This is a genomic window from Kocuria marina (assembly GCA_014652975.1).
GTDB classification, from domain to species: domain Bacteria; phylum Actinomycetota; class Actinomycetes; order Actinomycetales; family Micrococcaceae; genus Kocuria; species Kocuria marina.
The window spans coordinates 59,010-76,227 of sequence record BMZV01000003.1 but is presented as its reverse complement, the minus strand read 5'-3'; the positions used below and the strand labels follow the sequence as shown (position 1 = coordinate 76,227).

General features: G+C 68.5%; 15 protein-coding genes. All 15 read left to right on the top strand.

Annotated features, from left to right (window positions below; translation table 11 throughout):
* Positions 1 to 192: 192 nt before the first annotated feature.
* The 15 genes from rpsO (at position 193) to miaB (ending at position 17,211) form a co-directional block, all read left to right on the top strand.
* On the top strand, positions 193 to 462 hold the full coding sequence (rpsO, locus tag IE157_RS08080; RefSeq protein WP_035963435.1) for a 30S ribosomal protein S15: 270 nt from the start codon (positions 193 to 195) through the stop codon (positions 460 to 462).
* Positions 463 to 707: 245 nt separating this feature from the next.
* Positions 708 to 2,966 carry a polyribonucleotide nucleotidyltransferase gene (locus IE157_RS08075; protein ID WP_193519682.1) on the top strand — a complete coding sequence of 753 codons (2,259 nt, stop codon included), beginning with the start codon at positions 708 to 710 and terminating at the stop codon, positions 2,964 to 2,966.
* A gap of 21 nt (positions 2,967 to 2,987) precedes the next feature.
* Entirely contained in the window at positions 2,988 to 4,391 is a 1,404-nt protein-coding gene (locus IE157_RS08070; protein WP_193519681.1) for a M16 family metallopeptidase, read from the top strand.
* 11 nt (positions 4,392 to 4,402) lie between these two features.
* Complete coding sequence (gene dapB, locus IE157_RS08065; protein WP_064845960.1) at positions 4,403 to 5,161, top strand: 4-hydroxy-tetrahydrodipicolinate reductase; 759 nt, start codon at positions 4,403 to 4,405, stop codon at positions 5,159 to 5,161.
* On the top strand, positions 5,158 to 5,793 hold the full coding sequence (locus tag IE157_RS08060; protein WP_064845959.1) for a hypothetical protein: 636 nt from the start codon (positions 5,158 to 5,160) through the stop codon (positions 5,791 to 5,793). Before dapB ends, IE157_RS08060 begins: the two co-directional genes overlap by 4 nt.
* Positions 5,794 to 5,802: 9 nt before the next feature.
* Entirely contained in the window at positions 5,803 to 6,738 is a 936-nt protein-coding gene (gene dapA, locus IE157_RS08055; RefSeq protein ID WP_167318654.1) for a 4-hydroxy-tetrahydrodipicolinate synthase, read from the top strand.
* Between the two features lie 15 nt (positions 6,739 to 6,753).
* Positions 6,754 to 8,448 (top strand): ribonuclease J, encoded by a 1,695-nt coding sequence (locus IE157_RS08050; RefSeq protein WP_193519680.1) that lies wholly within the window; start codon positions 6,754 to 6,756, stop codon positions 8,446 to 8,448.
* 82 nt (positions 8,449 to 8,530) lie between these two features.
* Positions 8,531 to 11,470: an FtsK/SpoIIIE family DNA translocase gene (locus IE157_RS08045; protein WP_193519679.1), complete on the top strand. Its 2,940-nt coding sequence runs from the start codon at positions 8,531 to 8,533 to the stop codon at positions 11,468 to 11,470.
* The gene (pgsA, locus tag IE157_RS08040) at positions 11,467 to 12,099 is read left to right on the top strand and encodes a CDP-diacylglycerol--glycerol-3-phosphate 3-phosphatidyltransferase (protein WP_193519678.1); all 633 of its coding nucleotides are present in this window, start codon (positions 11,467 to 11,469) and stop codon (positions 12,097 to 12,099) included. The genes IE157_RS08045 and pgsA overlap by 4 nt, the downstream gene beginning before the upstream one ends.
* Positions 12,096 to 12,593: a CinA family protein gene (locus IE157_RS08035; RefSeq protein WP_318281392.1), complete on the top strand. Its 498-nt coding sequence runs from the start codon at positions 12,096 to 12,098 to the stop codon at positions 12,591 to 12,593. The genes pgsA and IE157_RS08035 overlap by 4 nt, the downstream gene beginning before the upstream one ends.
* Before the next feature lie 149 nt (positions 12,594 to 12,742).
* Positions 12,743 to 13,168: a helix-turn-helix domain-containing protein gene (locus tag IE157_RS08030; RefSeq protein WP_064845953.1), complete on the top strand. Its 426-nt coding sequence runs from the start codon at positions 12,743 to 12,745 to the stop codon at positions 13,166 to 13,168.
* Between the two features lie 161 nt (positions 13,169 to 13,329).
* Positions 13,330 to 13,551, top strand: a complete 222-nt coding sequence (locus tag IE157_RS08025; RefSeq protein ID WP_145005456.1) for a DUF3046 domain-containing protein — start codon at positions 13,330 to 13,332, stop codon at positions 13,549 to 13,551.
* A 167-nt stretch (positions 13,552 to 13,718) separates the two neighbouring features.
* Entirely contained in the window at positions 13,719 to 14,864 is a 1,146-nt protein-coding gene (gene recA / locus IE157_RS08020) for a recombinase RecA (protein WP_193519676.1), read from the top strand.
* Between the two features lie 17 nt (positions 14,865 to 14,881).
* The gene (locus IE157_RS08015; RefSeq protein WP_193519675.1) at positions 14,882 to 15,631 is read left to right on the top strand and encodes a regulatory protein RecX; all 750 of its coding nucleotides are present in this window, start codon (positions 14,882 to 14,884) and stop codon (positions 15,629 to 15,631) included.
* Between the two features lie 74 nt (positions 15,632 to 15,705).
* On the top strand, positions 15,706 to 17,211 hold the full coding sequence (gene miaB, locus IE157_RS08010; protein ID WP_193519819.1) for a tRNA (N6-isopentenyl adenosine(37)-C2)-methylthiotransferase MiaB: 1,506 nt from the start codon (positions 15,706 to 15,708) through the stop codon (positions 17,209 to 17,211).
* Positions 17,212 to 17,218: the final 7 nt, after the last annotated feature.

Genomic DNA, 17,218 nt, shown 5'->3' with positions numbered 1-17,218 from the left:
CCCTGCAGCGGTGCGCCGCGCCGTCGTCCGCCGAGTGGTGACGGTCCTTACGGTGCCCCGGCGGAGGATCGGTTAGGATGGACGCTGGTCTGACTGCGGTCCGTGGCGGTCCGACCCCGGGAGCTCGCTCCCGGACCCCGGGCGAGAATCTCGCGCACCGGGCGGTCACGGTACTGACTCGAGGAGTTACACATGGCCCTGGATGCCACGATCAAGAACCAGATCATCACCGAGTACGCGACGCACGAGGGTGACACCGGTTCGCCCGAGGTGCAGATCGCGGTGCTGTCCCGTCGGATCTCCGATCTGACCGAGCACCTGAAGATGCACAAGCACGACCACCACACCCGCCGTGGCCTCATGGCCCTGGTGGGACGGCGTCGTCGCATGCTGGACTACCTGCGTCGCACCGACATCGCCCGCTACCGTGCGCTCATCGAGCGCCTCGGCCTGCGCAAGTGATGTGACCGGTTCCCCGTGCCCCTGTCGGAGCGCGGGGAACCGCCGCAACCGGCGCTGTTCGTGACGAACACCGCCACCCGGACCGCGTGTCCGGACAGTCCAACGAGAAATCACGTCATGGCGTGACCGCGCTGCATGTCGCGGTCCTCGACAGTGGCCTTCGCAACGCTCACGCGCTGCGAGCGCCTCGATCGAAGACCGGTGTGTCGCGCGGATCGCGCACCACGAAGAAACGGAGGTGACCCTTGGAGGGTCCCGAAATCCAGAGTGCAGAAGCCGTCATCGACAACGGCTCGTACGGCAAGCGCGTCGTGCGCTTCGAAACCGGCCGACTCGCCCGCCAGGCCGCGGGTTCGGCCATGGTCTACATCGACGAAGAGACCTCCATGCTCTCGGCCACGGCCGTGGGCAAGCACCCGCGGGAGGGCTTCGACTTCTTCCCGCTCACGGTGGACGTCGAGGAGCGGATGTACGCCGCAGGTCGCATCCCCGGTTCGTTCTTCCGCCGTGAGGGTCGCCCGTCCACGGACGCGATCCTCACGTGCCGTCTGATCGACCGCCCGCTGCGCCCCGCGTTCGGCAAGGGCCTGCGCAACGAGGTGCAGGTGGTCGTGACCGTCACGTCCATCGCCCCGGACGAGATCTACAACACCGTGGCGATCAACGCCGCGTCCATGTCCACGACCCTGTCCGGGCTGCCCTTCCAGGGCCCCGTGGGCGGCGTGCGCATGGCGCTCATGGCCCAGGAGAACGGTTCCCATCAGTGGATTGCGTTCCCCAAGCACTCGCAGCTGGAGAACGCCGTGTTCGACATGGCCGTGGCCGGCCGCGTGGTGAGCACCAAGGACGGCGGCTCGGACGTCGCGATCATGATGGTCGAGGCCGAGGCCACCGACAACGCCTGGGAGCTCATCAAGGGCCAGGGCGCGGTCGCACCGACCGAGGAGCTCGTGGCCGAGGGCCTCGAGGCCGCCAAGCCGTTCATCAAGGCCCTGTGCGACGCCCAGGCGGATCTCGCCTCCCGCACCGCCAAGCCCGAGCTGGACCTGCCTCGCTTCGGCGGGTACGGGGACGACGCCGCCGAGGCCGTCAAGGACTTCGTGGGCGAGCGCATGGCGGAGGTCTACTCGATCGCCGGCAAGCAGGAGCGCGAGGCCGCGACCGACGAACTGCACCAGTCCACGCTGTCCGAGCTCACGGGCGAGGGCAAGGCCTTCGAGGGCCGCGCGGACGAGGTCAACGGTGCCTACCAGGCCCTAACCAAGCAGACCGTGCGCCAGCGCATCCTCAAGGACAAGGTGCGCATCGACGGCCGCGGTCTCACGGACATCCGTCAGCTCAGCGCCGAGGTGGACGTGCTCCCGCGCGTGCACGGTTCCGCGCTGTTCGAGCGCGGAGAGACCCAGATCATGGGTGTCACCACGCTGAACATGCTCAAGCTGGAGCAGCAGATCGACTCGCTGGCCCCGGTCAAGCACAAGCGTTACATCCACCACTACAACTTCCCCCCGTACTCCACGGGTGAGACCGGCCGCGTGGGTTCGCCCAAGCGCCGCGAGATCGGTCACGGCGCGCTCGCCGAGCGTGCGATCACGCCCGTGCTGCCCTCTCGGGAGGAGTTCCCGTACGCGATCCGTCAGGTCTCCGAAGCGCTGGGATCCAACGGCTCCACGTCCATGGGTTCCGTGTGCGCGTCCACGCTGTCGCTGTACAACGCCGGTGTGCCGCTGCGCGCTCCCGTGGCCGGTATCGCCATGGGCCTGGTCTCCGACACCGTCAACGGCGAGGTCCAGTACGCGGCCCTGACCGACATCCTCGGTGCGGAGGACGCGCTGGGTGATATGGACTTCAAGGTCGCCGGTACGTCCGAGTTCGTGACCGCGATCCAGCTGGACACCAAGCTGGACGGTATCCCCGCCTCGGTCCTGGCCTCGGCCCTGACCCAGGCGCGCGAGGCCCGGCTCTACATCCTGGACGTGCTGACCTCCGCGATCGACGCCCCGGACGAGATGAGCGAGTTCGCGCCGCGCGTGATCTCGGTGAACGTGCCCGTGTCCAAGATCGGTGAGGTGATCGGCCCCAAGGGCAAGATGATCAACCAGATCCAGGAGGACACCGGCACCGACATCTCCATCGAGGACGACGGCACCGTGTACATCGGCGCCACGGATGGCCCCTCCGCGGAGGCCGCGCGCTCGGCGATCAACGCGATCGCCAACCCGCAGGTCCCCGAGGTGGGCGAGCGCTACCTGGGCACCGTGGTCAAGACCACCACGTTCGGTGCGTTCGTGTCCCTGACCCCGGGCAAGGATGGTCTGCTCCACATCTCCGAGATGCGCAAGCTCAACGACAGCAAGCGCGTCAACGAGGTCGACGACGTCGTGTCCGTGGGCCAGAAGGTCCAGGTGGAGATCACCAAGGTGGACGACCGCGGCAAGCTGTCCCTCGCGCCCGTCGTGGCCGAGTCCGAGGCCCCGGCCGAGTCCTCCGACGACGAGAACTGAGCAGAGGGTGTTCGTTACTAGATGACAGTTGTTCACCTTCCCCTGAGGGCGGGCGATCCCGCGGAGCACGTCTCCGGCGGGGCCGCCCGCCTTCGGGCCTATTCGGCCACGGCGCAGGCGCCGGGCTTCACCCACGTGGTGCACGACGACGCCGAGGGCGCCGTGATCATGCGCACCGTCCTGCCGTGCGGGACCAGGGTGCTCACCGAGAAGATGCCCGGGCAGCGTTCGGTGTCCGTGGGGTTCTGGGTGAGCCTGGGCTCGCGTGACGAGGCCCCGGGCATGCTCGGTTCCACGCACTTCCTGGAGCACCTGCTGTTCAAGGGCACCTCCCGGCGCAGTTCGCTCGAGATCGCGGAGGCCTTCGACCGCGTGGGCGGGGAGTCCAACGCGTTCACGGCCCACGAACACACGTGCTACCACGCACGGGTGCTCTCCGAGCAGTTGCCCATGGCCGTGGACGTGCTCGCGGACATGTTCACCGGTGCCGTCCTGGACCCCGAGGAGTTCGACCGCGAACGCGGTGTGATCCTCGAGGAGATCGCCATGGACCGGGACGATCCCACGGACTTCGCGTTCGAACAGTTCAACGCCGAGGTGCTCCACGGGTCCGCGCTCGCGCGGCCCATCGCGGGCACCCCCGAGGAGATCCGCTCCGTGACCCGTGACGCGGTGTGGCAGCACTACCGCGGCTCCTACCTCCCCGAGAACCTCGTGGTCACGGTGGCCGGGGGTCTCGACCACGACCGCGTCGTGGAACTCGTGCGCGAGTCCTTGGCCCGCGCGGGCTGGGACCCGGACGCGACCGGCCACGCCGGTGCCCGGCGGGACTCCTCGCCGGCGCAGCTGACGCCCCTGGTGGGGACCCACACGTTCGAGCGCCCGGTCGAGCAGGCCCACGTGGTGCTGGGCGGCGCCGGACTGCAGTCGGGGGACGAGCGTCGCTTCGCGATGACCGTGCTCAACGCCGCCCTGGGTGGCGGGATGTCCTCGCGGTTGTTCCACACCATCCGGGAGCAGAAGGGGCTCGCGTACTCCACGTTCTCCTTCTCGGGCTCCTACTCGGACGCCGGATTCTTCGGGATGTACGCGGGGTGCACGGGCGAGCGCGTGGACCAGGTCAGCGAGCTCATGCGCGCCGAGCTGGACCGGCTCGCCCAGGACGGGATGGATGCGGCAGAACTCGCGAAGGTCGAGGGCCAACTCAGCGGTGCCACGGTCCTCGCCCTCGAGGACACAGGGTCACGGATGTCCCGGCTGGGGTCCGCGGAACTGAAGACGGGCATCTTCATGGACGTGGACGAGTCCCTGCGGCGCATCCGCGCCGTGACGTCCGAGGACGTGCAGGCACTGGCAGCGCAATTTTCCGCGGACGCCACGGTGCGCACCGTGGTGGGGCCGCACGTCGAGCAGAACCAGGAATGAGGCGGGATCACATGAACGAGCAGATCAAGGTGGCCGTACTGGGCCGCAACGGACGCATGGGCTCCGAGGCAGTGAAGGCCATCACGGACGCCTCGGACATGGAACTCGTCGCGGCCCTCGGTCGCGGTGACGACCTGCAGGAGATCGTGAGCTCCGGCGCCCAGGTGGTCGTGGACCTAACGGTCCCGAGCGCCACGCGGGAGAACGTGCGCTTCGCCGTGGAACACGGTATCCACGCGGTCGTGGGGACCACGGGCTGGGACGACGCCACTCTGGCCGAGCTCGAGTCGTGGCTCGCCGATTCCCCGGACACGGGTGTGCTGATCGCCCCCAATTTCGCGGTGGGTGCGGTGCTCGCCATGAAGTTCTCCGAGATGGCCGCGGCGTTCTTCGAGTCCGTGGAGATCGTGGAGCTGCACCACCCCCAGAAGCTCGACGCCCCGTCCGGTACCGCGGCGCGAACCGCCGCGCTCGTGGCCGCCGCGCGCGAACGGGCCGGTGTGGCGCCGTCGCCGGATGCCACGGAATCCGATCCGCACGGCGCACGCGGTGCGGACCTGGACGGTGTGCACGTGCACTCGGTGCGGTTACGCGGGCTCGTGGCCCACCAGGAGACCCTGCTGGGCAACACGGGGGAGCAGCTGACCGTGCGCCACGATTCCTTCGACCGCGTGTCCTTCATGACGGGTGTGCTGTTGGGCGTGCGCTCGGTCGCGAAGCACCCGGGGCTGACCCACGGCTTGGACGGCTACATGGACCTGGGGCTGTGAGCCGCGCCCGTTCCTTCTCCGGTCTGCGCTGGTGGGCCACGGCCGTGATCGTGCTGCTCGTGATCACGGTGCTTATCCTGCCGATCTCCGTGGGCTCCAAGATCTGGCTCGTCGCCATGCTCGCGTTCGCCGCGGTGTTCACCGTGCTCGAGGTGGGTGCGAAGGGTCGTATCCTGGCCGCGCTCATGATCGGGCTGCTGGCCCTGTACCTCGCCTTGGCCCTCCACCGGGCGGTCCTGTTGCTCGGCACGGGGGGCTGGCTGCCCACCCTGCTGGGCGTGGCCATGCTCGTGATCCCCGCGGTGGGCACGTGGGCCATGGTGCGCGAGATCGTCTTCGGCGCCCGCACAGAACGCCTCGGCCGGGAACTCGCCGCGCGCGGTGAGCTTCCCGCGGACGATCTGCCGAGGACCCCGTCCGGACGGTACGTGCGGGCCGCCGCGGACGAGCACTTCGACGTCGTGCGCCGCGAGGTCGAGGCGTTCCCCGCAGACTGGGGCGGGTGGTACCGACTGAGCCTCGCGTACTCCGCGAGCGGCGACGGCCGGCGGGCCCGCAGGTCCATGCGCACCGCCATAGCCCTACATCGGGGGACGGATCCGGAAACGGTGCTCGCCCGCTCTGGGCGGTAACCTGTGGATATGACACACGACAGCGCACCTGCGCGGACGCAGCGGTCCGCGCCCATGTTCGGGTCCCTGCTCACTGCCATGGTCACGGTCTTCCACGACGACGGCTCGGTGGATCTCGAGGCCACGGGTCGCCTCGCCGAGCAACTCGTGGACGACGGTTGTGACGGTCTGGTGGTGTGCGGCACCACCGGTGAGTACTCCACTATGACCGACCAGGAGAACCTTTCGGTCTTCCGTGCCGTCAAGGATGCCGTGGGCGGGCGCGTGCCGCTGCTCGCGGGGACCGGTTCGAACGACACCGAGCACTCTCGCTTCCTGTGCCTCGAGGCGCAGAAGATCGGGATGGACGGCCTGCTGATCGTCACCCCGTACTACAACAAGCCCAGCCAGGCGGGGGTCGAGGCGCACTTCCGTTCGCTTGCGGACTCCGTGGACACGCCCGTCATGGTGTACGACATCCCCGGGCGCTCGGGGATCCCGATCGAGCCCGAGACCATGATCTCTCTGGCCTCCCACCCGAACATCGTGGCCGTCAAGGACGCCAAGGCGGACTTCATGGCCGCCGCCCGGGTCATGGCCGAGACGGACCTGCTCTTCTACTCCGGCGACGACGGTCTCACCCTCCCGTGGATCGCGCTCGGCGCGTCCGGGCTCGTGGGTGTGACCACCCACATCGACACCCCGCGCTACCGCCAACTCGTGGACGCCTCCCTGGCGGGGGACCTCGAGACCGCGCAGCGGCTCAATGAGGAGTTGTTGCCGCTCGTGCGTGCCACCATGACCCGGATCCCCGGGGCCGTGGCCGCGAAGACCATTCTTCATTGGCAGGGCCGCCTGCCGAACAACACGGTGCGCTTGCCGCACGTGACACCCACACAGGCCGAGCTGGAGCAGATCCGCTCGGACCTGAGCACGTCGGTCATCGCCGACACGCTGACCACCTGAGATGAAAGGGGTCTCATGACCCATTGGAACACCACCGACCTCTCCGAACCGTCGGCACTCGCGAAGGACACCCTGCGAGTCATCCCCCTGGGCGGTCTGGGCGAGGTCGGTCGGAACATGACCGTGTTCGAGATCAACGGGCAGCTGCTCGTGGTCGACTGCGGTGTCCTGTTCCCCGAGGAAACCCAGCCCGGCGTGGACCTGATCCTGCCGGACATCAACCACATCCGTGAGCGCCTCGACGACATCGTCGCGATCGTGCTCACCCACGGGCACGAGGACCACATCGGCGCGGTCCCGTACCTGCTCAAGCGCCGCCCGGACATCCCCATCCTGGGCTCGCAGCTCACGCTCGCATTGATCGAGGCCAAGCTGCAGGAGCACCGGATCAAGCCCTTCACCATGGCCGTGCGCGAGGGCCAGGTGGAGCGCCTCGGTGAGTTCGAGTGCGAATTCGTGGCCGTGAACCACTCCATCCCGGACGCCCTGGCAGTGTTCCTGCGCACCAAGGCCGGGACCGTGCTGCACACCGGTGACTTCAAGATGGACCAGCTGCCCCTGGACGGGCGGATCACGGACCTGCGTCACTTCGCCCGCCTGGGCGAGGAGGGTGTGGACCTGTTCCTCACGGACTCCACCAACGCCGAGGTTCCCGGGTTCATCGCGTCCGAGAAGGCCATCGGTCCCGTGCTCGCAGACGTGGTCGCCCGCGCCAAGCAGCGCGTGATCGTGGCGTCGTTCTCCTCCCACGTCCACCGCGTGCAGCAGGTGCTCGACGCCGCCGTGGCCAGTGGTCGCAAGGTCGCCCTGATGGGCCGATCCATGATCCGCAACATGGCGATCGCCGAGAAGCTCGGCTACCTGGACGTGCCGCCCAACGTGCTCGTGGACCAGAAGAAGGTGGGCGACTACCGGGACGACCAGATCGTCATCATGTGCACCGGTTCCCAGGGTGAGCCCATGGCCGCGCTGTCCCGCATGGCCAACGGGGACCACAAGGTCCAGGTCAACGCGGGGGACACCGTGATCCTGGCGTCCTCCCTGATCCCGGGCAACGAGAACTCCGTGTTCCGCGTGATCAACGGGCTCATGCGCCTGGGCGCGGACGTGGTGCACAAGGGCAACGCCAAGGTCCACGTCTCGGGTCACGCCGGGGCGGGCGAGTTGCTGTACTGCTACAACATCGTGGAACCCGAGTACGTCATGCCGGTCCACGGCGAGATCCGGCACCTGATCGCCAACGGCAACCTGGCCCAGGAAACCGGCGTCCCCGCGGACCACGTGCTGCTCGCGGAGAACGGCACCGTGGTGGACATGCATTCCGGCGCGGCCAAGATCACCGGGCAGGTGGAGTGCGGGTTCATCTACGTGGACGGCTCCTCCGTGGGTGAGATCACGGACGCGGACCTCAAGGACCGCATGACCCTCGGCGAGGAGGGCTTCATCTCCGTGATCACCGTGGTCAACCGGGACACCGGCAAGATCGTCTCCGGCCCGGACATCCACGCGCGCGGCGTGGCCGAGGAGGACACCGTGTTCAACGAGATCCGCCCCCGGATCTCCGCGGCCCTCGAGGACGCGCTCGGCGAGAGCGGCAAGAACCACACGACCCACCAGTTGCAGCAGATCGTGCGGCGCACCGTGGGCTCGTGGGTCTCCCGCAAGCTGCGGCGCAAGCCCATGATCGTGCCCGTGGTCGTCGAGGCCTGACGCCCCGGACCACCGCACTGCGCAGCGGCCCGCCCGGATCCGACTCCGGGCGGGTCGCTGCGCGTCCGGGTACCCTGGGGGCATGGCGTCTCGAACTTCCCCCGCGCGCTCCTCGAAGGCCTCCGGCAGGTCCTCGAGTTCCGCGCGTTCCCCTAAGAACGGCAAGAAGGCCCCCGCACGGTCCACGTCCGCACGCTCCGGATCCACGGGGCCCTCGGCCGGTTCCACCGCCCTGCACGGGGTGGTCAACGCGTGGTCCGGCGCCGGACACGTGGTGGGGGCCGCGGTGCGCCGCGTGGGGACCGTGCGCACGGACATGGCTCCCGAACAGCGCCGCGACGGTGGTGCGCTCGTGTGGCTCGTGCTCGCCGTCGTGATCGCCGCGGTCGAGTGGTGGAACCTGCGCGGCGTGGACCTCGCGCTCGTGGCGATCCCCGCGTCCTGGGTGCACGCGATCGTGGGCGGGACCTTCGGGTTCATGGCCCTCGTGCTGCCCATCTTCTGCTTCTTCTTCGCGATCCGCGTCTTCCGTCACCCCGAGGCCACGCAGGCCAACAACCGCATCGCAATCGGTCTGCTCGCGCTGTCCGTCGCCGGCGCGGGCACCGCGCACCTGCTGGGTGGCGCGCCCGGTCTGGGTGACGGGTTCGACGCCGTGTGGCGCGCGGGTGGTTTCGTGGGCTTCCTGGCCGCGGACCCGTTGGCGTCCCTGATCACCCGATGGGGCGCGCTCGCGGTGTTCGTGCTGCTCGCGGCGTTGGCCGTGCTCGTCATGACCGCCACGCCCGTGGGGGAGATCGGGCCGCGCTTGCGCGAGCTCTACCGCCGTCTCACGGGCCAGTACGAGCCCCGCGCGACCGACGTCACCGATCCCGCGCACGACCGCTCCTACCTCGATCCCACCCGGCCCACACGCGAGAAGCGCTCCCGGCGCTCCGAGCGACGCAAGCAGCGCCACGAGCTGGAACGCTACGACGGTGACGAGGCGTTCGAGCGCGCTGTCGTGGGCGAGGCCAACCGCCGCGAGGCACGGGACGCGGGATCGACGAGCGTGTTCGACGTCGGCTCGCACGCGGAACGCTCCGCGCGCCGGGGTTCTGCCGGTGGGTCCTCCTCCGTGCGCGACGCCGCGCAGGCGGAGGGCTCTACCGCGGCGTCCGAGGTCCAGGACACCGACGCGATCCCGAACCCGGAGGTCGCCTTGCGCCCCGGCGAGAAGCGCCCCACCAAGTCCCAGCGCGCCGCCCAGAAATTACGCGAGGAGCAGGGGATCGCGCCCGCGGCGGACACCGCGGCGGCGTCGGACGCGCCCGCCCTCAAGGTGGACGATGACGCCCAGCCGCGCACCCACACGCCCGCGACACCCATCCCGGCCCGCTCCGAGCAGCTCAAGCTGCAGGGCGACGTCGCCTACAGCCTCCCGCCCGTGGCGGACCTCGTGCAGGGCCCGCCCGCCAAGGAACGCTCCGAGGCGAACGACCAGGTGGTCCGGGCGCTCACGAGCGTGCTCGAACAGTTCAAGGTGGACGCCGAGGTCACCGGCTTCTCGCGCGGGCCCACGGTCACGCGCTACGAGATCGAACTGGGCTCCGGGACCAAGGTGGAGCGCGTCACGGCGCTGTCCAAGAACATCGCGTACGCGGTGGCGTCCGCGGACGTGCGGATCCTCTCGCCCATCCCGGGCAAGTCCGCGATCGGCATCGAGATCCCCAACACGGATCGTGAGACCGTGGCGCTGGGGGACGTGCTGCGCTCGCAGAAGGCCCGGGCGTCCGAACACCCCATGATCATGGGCGTGGGCAAGGACGTGGAGGGCGGCTTCGTGCTCGCGAACCTCGCCAAGATGCCGCACATGCTCGTGGCCGGTGCTACCGGTGCGGGTAAGTCCTCGTTCGTGAACTCCATGATCGTCTCGATCCTCATGCGCTCCACCCCGGACGAGGTGCGCCTGGTCATGGTGGACCCCAAGCGTGTGGAACTCACCGCATACGAGGGCGTGCCGCACCTGATCACCCCGATCATCACCAACCCCAAGAAGGCCGCCGAGGCCCTGCAGTGGGTCGTGCGGGAGATGGACGCGCGCTACGACGACCTCTCCCACTTCGGGTACAAGCACATCGACGACTTCAACAAGGCCGTGCGCAACGGGAAGGTGCAACCCGAACCCGGGTCCAAGCGCACCATCCGCCCCTACCCGTACCTGCTGGTGATCGTGGACGAGCTCGCGGATCTCATGATGGTGGCCCCGCGGGACGTCGAGGACGCGATCGTGCGGATCACCCAGCTCGCGCGTGCCGCAGGCATCCACCTCGTGCTCGCCACGCAGCGGCCCTCGGTGGACGTCGTGACCGGTCTGATCAAGGCCAACGTCCCGTCCCGGATGGCGTTCGCGACGTCCTCGGTCACCGACTCCCGCGTGGTGCTGGACCAGCCCGGTGCGGAGAAGCTGATCGGCCAGGGTGACGCCCTGTTCCTGCCCATGGGTGCGTCCAAGCCCATGCGTGTGCAGGGCGCGTGGGTCTCCGAGTCGGAGATCCACAAGGTCGTGGAGCACGTGAAGTCGCAGATGAGCACGCACTACCGCGACGACGTCGTGCAGGAAGCGCCCAAGAAGACGATCGACGAGGACATCGGGGACGACCTCGACGTCCTGCTTCAGGCCGCCGAGCTGATCGTCACCACGCAGTTCGGGTCCACGTCCATGCTCCAGCGCAAGCTGCGCGTGGGTTTCGCGAAGGCCGGGCGGCTCATGGACCTGCTCGAGTCACGCGGCGTGGTCGGGGCGTCCGAGGGGTCCAAGGCACGTGACGTCCTCGTCAAGCCGGACGACCTCGCCGCGACCCTCGCCCTGATCCGCGGCGAGGAACCACCCGCGCAGAGTACACCGGCCGCCGCAGACGGTGCGCTCGCGGCGTCGGCGTCCGGCGAGGACCTCGTGGCGGCGTCGCTGTCGAACGTGGCCCACGACTACCACGACGGGTCCGACCAATCCGAGGATGCATGGGAGTTGACGGGACGATGACGGTTAACGACGGCGCGGCGGCGCCCGGGGCGCCCGCCCCCAACGCCTCCAACTGGAACCTGCCGAATGCCCTGACGGCACTGCGGATCGTGATGGTCCCGTTCTTCGTGTGGTTCCTGGTGGCCGGGGGGACCCACGGCCAGGACTCCATGGGCATGCGCTGGGCCGCCGTGGTCACGTTCGGGCTCGCGATGCTCACGGACAAGCTCGACGGGGACATCGCCCGGGCGCGCAACCTCATCACGAGTTTCGGCAAGATCGCCGATCCCATCGCGGACAAACTGCTCACGGGTGCCGCGTTCGTGGTGCTGTCCATGCTCGGGGAGCTGTGGTGGTGGGTCACGATCGTGATCCTGGTGCGCGAGTGGGGCATCACGCTCATGCGATTCGTGGTGATCCGCTACGGCGTGATGGCCGCGTCCAAGGGCGGCAAGACCAAGACCGTCCTGCAGACCGTGGCGCTGATCGCCCTGCTGCTGCCGCTCACCCCCTTCGTGGGGCAGTGGTGGCTGTGGTTCGCATGGGTGCTCACCGCGCTCGCGTTGCTCGCCACCGTGATCACGGGCATCGACTACGTGATCAAGGCCGTGCAGTTGCGCAACCGGGCCGTGCGCGGGGATGCGGCGTGACAGAGAACCGGCCGGGGTACGACGCTGCGGAGCTCGTGCGCCGCGCCGTCGCTCGCGGGGTCACGGTGGGCACGGCCGAATCTCTCACCGGGGGCGCGCTCGCATCCGCGATCGTGACCGTGGCGGGTGCCTCGGCGTGTTTCGAGGGAGCGGTCGTGAGCTACTCGCACGCCGTCAAGGAACGCGTGCTGGGTGTGTCCCACGAGCTGCTCGAGGAACGCGGCGCGGTGGACCCGCAGGTCGCGGTGGCCATGGCCCGCAGTGCGCGCGAGCGCCTGGGCGTGGACTGGGCCGTGTCCACCACCGGGGTCGCCGGGCCGGAACCGCACGACGGACACCCCGTGGGAACCGTCTTCGTGGGGATCGCGGGTCCGGGTGTGGAGCGGGTGGAGCGTTTGGATCTCAGCGGTGACCGGGCCGAGATCCGGCAAGCCACCGTGGGCCGCGCGCTTGACGCATTGACGACTCAAATCTCATTCCCAGCCAACGCCTAGTGTTTTTAGGCCGCCGAGCGGGAACAATCGAACACGTAAGCCCGTTATGGATATCAGAGGTTGAGCCCGATGGGCTCAAGAGGCCTCGACCACTGCGTCGTCAGCGATGCAGAAGGCCCCGTCAATTCGTACGAGGAGAAGCAATTCACATGACGAAGCAACCCGTGTCTGTCAATGGTGTTGTCCGTTGGAAGGACGTGGGTGTGTCCGATGAAGCTCACGGGAAAACCAATGATGTCAAGGTCGGTGTCCTGCGTCAGGAGATAGGCGAGGTGCTGCGCAACGTCCGCCAGCGTCAGGGCCGGACCCTGCGCGAGGTCTCGCACAGTGCCCGCGTCTCGCTGGGGTACCTGAGCGAGGTGGAGCGAGGACAGAAGGAAGCCTCCTCCGAATTGCTCGCGTCCATCTGTGCGGCACTGGACATCCCCATGTCCCAGATGCTGCGCGAGGTCGCGGATCGTCTCGCCTACGCCGAGGGCACGTTCATCCCTGACACCGTGCCGTCCGAGCTCACGGAGGAGTTCACGCGGGAGATGCGTCAGTTGCGCGGTGGCACCGCCGCCGGCGCGCACTGAGTCAGACCCCGCTCGCTGCGGCCGAGTCGGCCGCGGTCCACCAGACCAACGAACGGACCCGCCCGGTGGGCGGGTCCGTTGCTCGTTGCAGCACCGTGGGGTCCGCACAGCGTGGAGAGTTAGCGGAGCTATGCAGCGTCGATACCGAGGAGAAGTTGTTCATGCGAGTCAGTGCGTTCTGGGACCTGATGTCCCACGAATTCGGGGCGGCGTACAGCCGGGTTCTCGCTCGGGATCTCGTTTTAACCGAGTTGGGTGAGCGCACGGCCGCGGAGGCCCTCGAGTCCGGGGCGGACCCCAAGACGGTGTGGTTCGCGGTGTGCCGCGCCCAGGAGATCCCCGAGTCCCGGTGGTGGGGCCCGGATCAACCGCCCCGGCGCTGAGTTCGCCGTGGGCGGCGTGCGCCACGCCGTCTTCGAAGGTATATTCGAATCAGCTCACGCGCGCTCCACAACCCGTCCGGTCGCTTATGGCTGTCGGACCCCCTTTGTACCGTGGAACGCGAAGATATCGACAGGGCCGCCCCGGCCCCCGAGAACCGAGGTGAAACATGGCAGCCAAGTCCAAGGGCGCACCGGCACCCTCTCAGGTGGCCGGATCCGATCGTCAGAAGGCGCTGGACACCGTCCTGTCCCAGATCGACAAGAACTACGGCAAGGGATCGGTCATGCGGCTGGGGGATCGCCCCGCCAACAAGATCGAGACCATCCCCACCGGTTCCATCGCGCTGGACGTCGCACTGGGTATCGGCGGGTTCCCCCGCGGCCGTGTCGTGGAGATCTACGGCCCGGAATCCTCGGGTAAGACCACCGTGGCCCTGCACGCCGTGGCCAGCGTCCAGAAGGCCGGCGGGATCGCCGCCTTCATCGACGCCGAGCACGCGCTGGACCCGGTCTACGCCGAGAAGCTCGGTGTGGACACGGACAACCTGCTGGTGTCCCAGCCGGACACCGGTGAGCAGGCGCTCGAGATCATGGACATGCTTGTGGGTTCGGGCTCCATCGACATCATCGTCATCGACTCCGTGGCGGCCCTCGTGCCCAAGGCGGAGATCGAGGGCGAAATGGGCGACAGCCACGTGGGTCTGCAAGCCCGGTTGATGTCCCAGGCTCTGCGTAAGATCACGGGTCGGTTGTCCCACACCAACACCACCGCGATCTTCATCAACCAGCTGCGTGAGAAGATCGGCGTGTTCTTCGGCTCCCCGGAGACCACCACGGGTGGTAAGGCGCTGAAGTTCTACGCCTCCGTGCGCGTGGACGTCCGCCGGATCGAGACCCTCAAGGACGGTGCGAACCCCGTGGGTAACCGCACCCGCGCCAAGATCGTCAAGAACAAGATGGCCCCGCCCTTCAAGCAGGCCGAGTTTGACATCCTCTACGGTCAGGGCATCTCCATCGAGGGCGGCCTGATCGACATGGGCGTGGAACACGGCATCGTGAAGAAGTCCGGTGCGTGGTTCACCTACGAGGGGGACCAGCTCGGCCAGGGCAAGGAGAACTCGCGCCGCTTCCTCAAGGACAACCCGGAACTCGCCCAGGAGATCGAACGCAAGATCCTGGTCAAGCTCGGGATCAGCGAGGACCCGGACCAGGCCTCCCAGGACACGGACGGGTTCAGCGACGATCCCCAGGACCTGGATCCGGATGCCCCGTTCGCACCGGCCAAGGACGAGACCGAACTCCCGGCATTCTGAGCTGACGCCGTCCCTTCATGACTGAGTCCGAACGCTATGGTTCCCGGCGCCGCCGGGCCTCCGATTCCCATTGGGGCCCGGCGGCGCCGCCCGCGTCCGCGGAGTCATCGGGTGAGGCGGAGGCCGATCCCCGCGAGGTCGCCCGCGCGATCGTCCTGCGCCAGTTGAGCGCATCGGCCAAGTCGCGGCGCCAGCTCGAGGACAAACTCGCGGACCGCAACGTCCCCGAGGACGTCGCCCGGGAGGTGCTCGACCGGTTCGAGGAAGTGAACCTCGTGGACGACCGGGCCTACGCGGGGATGTTCGTCAGGTCCCGCGCCGAGACCCGCCGGTTGTCCCGCTCGGCTCTGCGCCGGGAACTCGCGCAGCGCGGGATCACGGGTGAGATCGCGGACGAGGCCCTGGAACAGCGCTCCGACGACGACGAACTGCGGGACGCCCACGTCCTCGTGCGCAAGAAGTTGCCCGCCTCCGTGGACCCGTCGGACCGCAAGGAACGCGACCGGCTGACCCGCAGGCTCGTGAGCATGCTCGGACGCAAGGGGTATCCGCCGGGACTCGCGTTCGCCGTGGTCAAGGAGGAGCTGGGCGCGCTGGAGTCCCCGGCGGAGGAGTTCGAATCGGAGGAGTCCGCGGGTGACGAGTTCTCCGCAGACGGGTTCCCGGGAGACGGGTCCTCGGGAGATGAGTACGCCGCGGGCGGGTCCACAGTGGGCGGGCGCGATCGGCCGGATCCGGACGGCGCCCACGTGTGGGACACGCCCTGATCGGTGCCCCTTTGGCCGTGGGCGGCCGAGTTCCAGCAATTTGACCGCGTCCCTAAAATGGTGAGGTGACTCAGATGCCCCATGCCGTGCAGGAACCCGTGATCGCCACCGATGCACCCGCCTACGAAGTGCGCACTCTCGGATGCCAGATGAACGCCCACGACTCCGAGCGCATCACGGGACTGCTCGAGAGCGCCGGATACGTTCCCGCGGTGAACCGTGATCCGGACCTGGTCGTGTTCAACACGTGTGCCGTCCGAGAGAACGCGGACAACAAGCTGTACGGCCAGCTGGGTCAGCTGGCCCCCGTCAAGCGACGCAACGAACGGTTGCAGATCGCGGTGGGCGGCTGCCTCGCCCAGAAGGACCGCGCCACCATCGTCGATAAGGCCCCGTGGGTGGACGTGGTCTTCGGGACCCACAACATCGGGTCCCTGCCGGTCCTGCTGGAACGCGCCCGGCACAACGAGCAGGCCCAGGTGGAAATCCTGGAAGCCCTCGAGACGTTCCCGTCGGCACTGCCGACCAAGCGGGAACAGGCCTACGCGGGGTGGGTGTCCATCTCGGTGGGGTGCAACAACACGTGCACGTTCTGCATCGTCCCCCAGCTGCGCGGCAAGGAGAAGGACCGCCGTCCCGGGGACATCCTCGCCGAGGTCCAGGCGCTCGTGGACTCCGGTGCGGTGGAAGTGACCCTGCTGGGGCAGAACGTGAACTCGTACGGCGTGGAGTTCGGTGACCGCGGTGCGTTCGCCAAACTGCTGCGCGCCTGCGGGGACATCCAGGGGTTGGAGCGGGTGCGCTTCACGAGTCCGCACCCCGCGGCCTTCACGGACGACGTGATCGATGCCATGGCGGAGACCCCCAACGTGATGCCTCAGTTGCACATGCCGCTGCAGTCCGGTTCGGACCGGATCCTCAAGGACATGCGGCGCTCGTACCGTTCCAAGAAGTTCCTGGGCATCCTGGACCGGGTGCGTGAGCGGATCCCGCACGCCGCGATCACCACCGACATCATCGTGGGCTTCCCAGGGGAGACCGAGCAGGACTTCCAGGACACCCTGGACGTCGTGGAGGCCTCCCGGTTCTCCTCCGCGTTCACCTTCCAGTATTCGGTGCGCCCGGGCACTCCCGCCGGGGAGATGGCGAACCAGGTCCCCGCCCCCGTGGTGCAGGAACGCTTCGAACGGTTGACCGCCCTGCAGGACCGGATCAGCGCAAAGTTGAACCGCGAGCTCGTGGGCACGCGCACGGAGGTGCTCGTGAGCGCCCAATCGGGGCGGAAGTCCGAAGCCACGCACCGACTGAGCGGGCGGGGCCCGGATCAGCGGCTCGTGCACTTCAGTGTCCCGGACGGAGCCGCACAACCGCGCCCGGGTGATTTCGTCACGGTTCCGGTGACCGGGGCCGCCACGTACCACCTGCTCGCGGACCCGCGGGACGCGAACGAGTACAGCGTACGGCGCTCCCGCGGCGGGGACGCGTGGGAGGCCGCTCAGGCGGAATCGTGTGGTGCGCCGTCGTCGTCGGGCAAACCCGCCGCCGTGGGGCTGGGCATGCCGTCGCTGCGGAAGCCCTGAGCGCGGG

What these genes read in the sequence shown, in the direction of transcription:
- rpsO (WP_035963435.1), top strand. Translation starts at nt 193, where the DNA reads ATGGCCCTGGATGCCACGATCAAGAACCAGATCATCACCGAGTACGCG.
- IE157_RS08070 (WP_193519681.1), top strand. Translation starts at nt 2,988, where the DNA reads ATGACAGTTGTTCACCTTCCCCTGAGGGCGGGCGATCCCGCGGAGCAC.
- dapB (WP_064845960.1), top strand. Translation starts at nt 4,403, where the DNA reads ATGAACGAGCAGATCAAGGTGGCCGTACTGGGCCGCAACGGACGCATG.
- dapA (WP_167318654.1), top strand. Translation starts at nt 5,803, where the DNA reads ATGACACACGACAGCGCACCTGCGCGGACGCAGCGGTCCGCGCCCATG.
- IE157_RS08050 (WP_193519680.1), top strand. Translation starts at nt 6,754, where the DNA reads ATGACCCATTGGAACACCACCGACCTCTCCGAACCGTCGGCACTCGCG.
- IE157_RS08045 (WP_193519679.1), top strand. Translation starts at nt 8,531, where the DNA reads ATGGCGTCTCGAACTTCCCCCGCGCGCTCCTCGAAGGCCTCCGGCAGG.
- pgsA (WP_193519678.1), top strand. Translation starts at nt 11,467, where the DNA reads ATGACGGTTAACGACGGCGCGGCGGCGCCCGGGGCGCCCGCCCCCAAC.
- IE157_RS08030 (WP_064845953.1), top strand. Translation starts at nt 12,743, where the DNA reads ATGACGAAGCAACCCGTGTCTGTCAATGGTGTTGTCCGTTGGAAGGAC.
- IE157_RS08025 (WP_145005456.1), top strand. Translation starts at nt 13,330, where the DNA reads ATGCGAGTCAGTGCGTTCTGGGACCTGATGTCCCACGAATTCGGGGCG.
- recA (WP_193519676.1), top strand. Translation starts at nt 13,719, where the DNA reads ATGGCAGCCAAGTCCAAGGGCGCACCGGCACCCTCTCAGGTGGCCGGA.
- IE157_RS08015 (WP_193519675.1), top strand. Translation starts at nt 14,882, where the DNA reads ATGACTGAGTCCGAACGCTATGGTTCCCGGCGCCGCCGGGCCTCCGAT.
- miaB (WP_193519819.1), top strand. Translation starts at nt 15,706, where the DNA reads ATGCCCCATGCCGTGCAGGAACCCGTGATCGCCACCGATGCACCCGCC.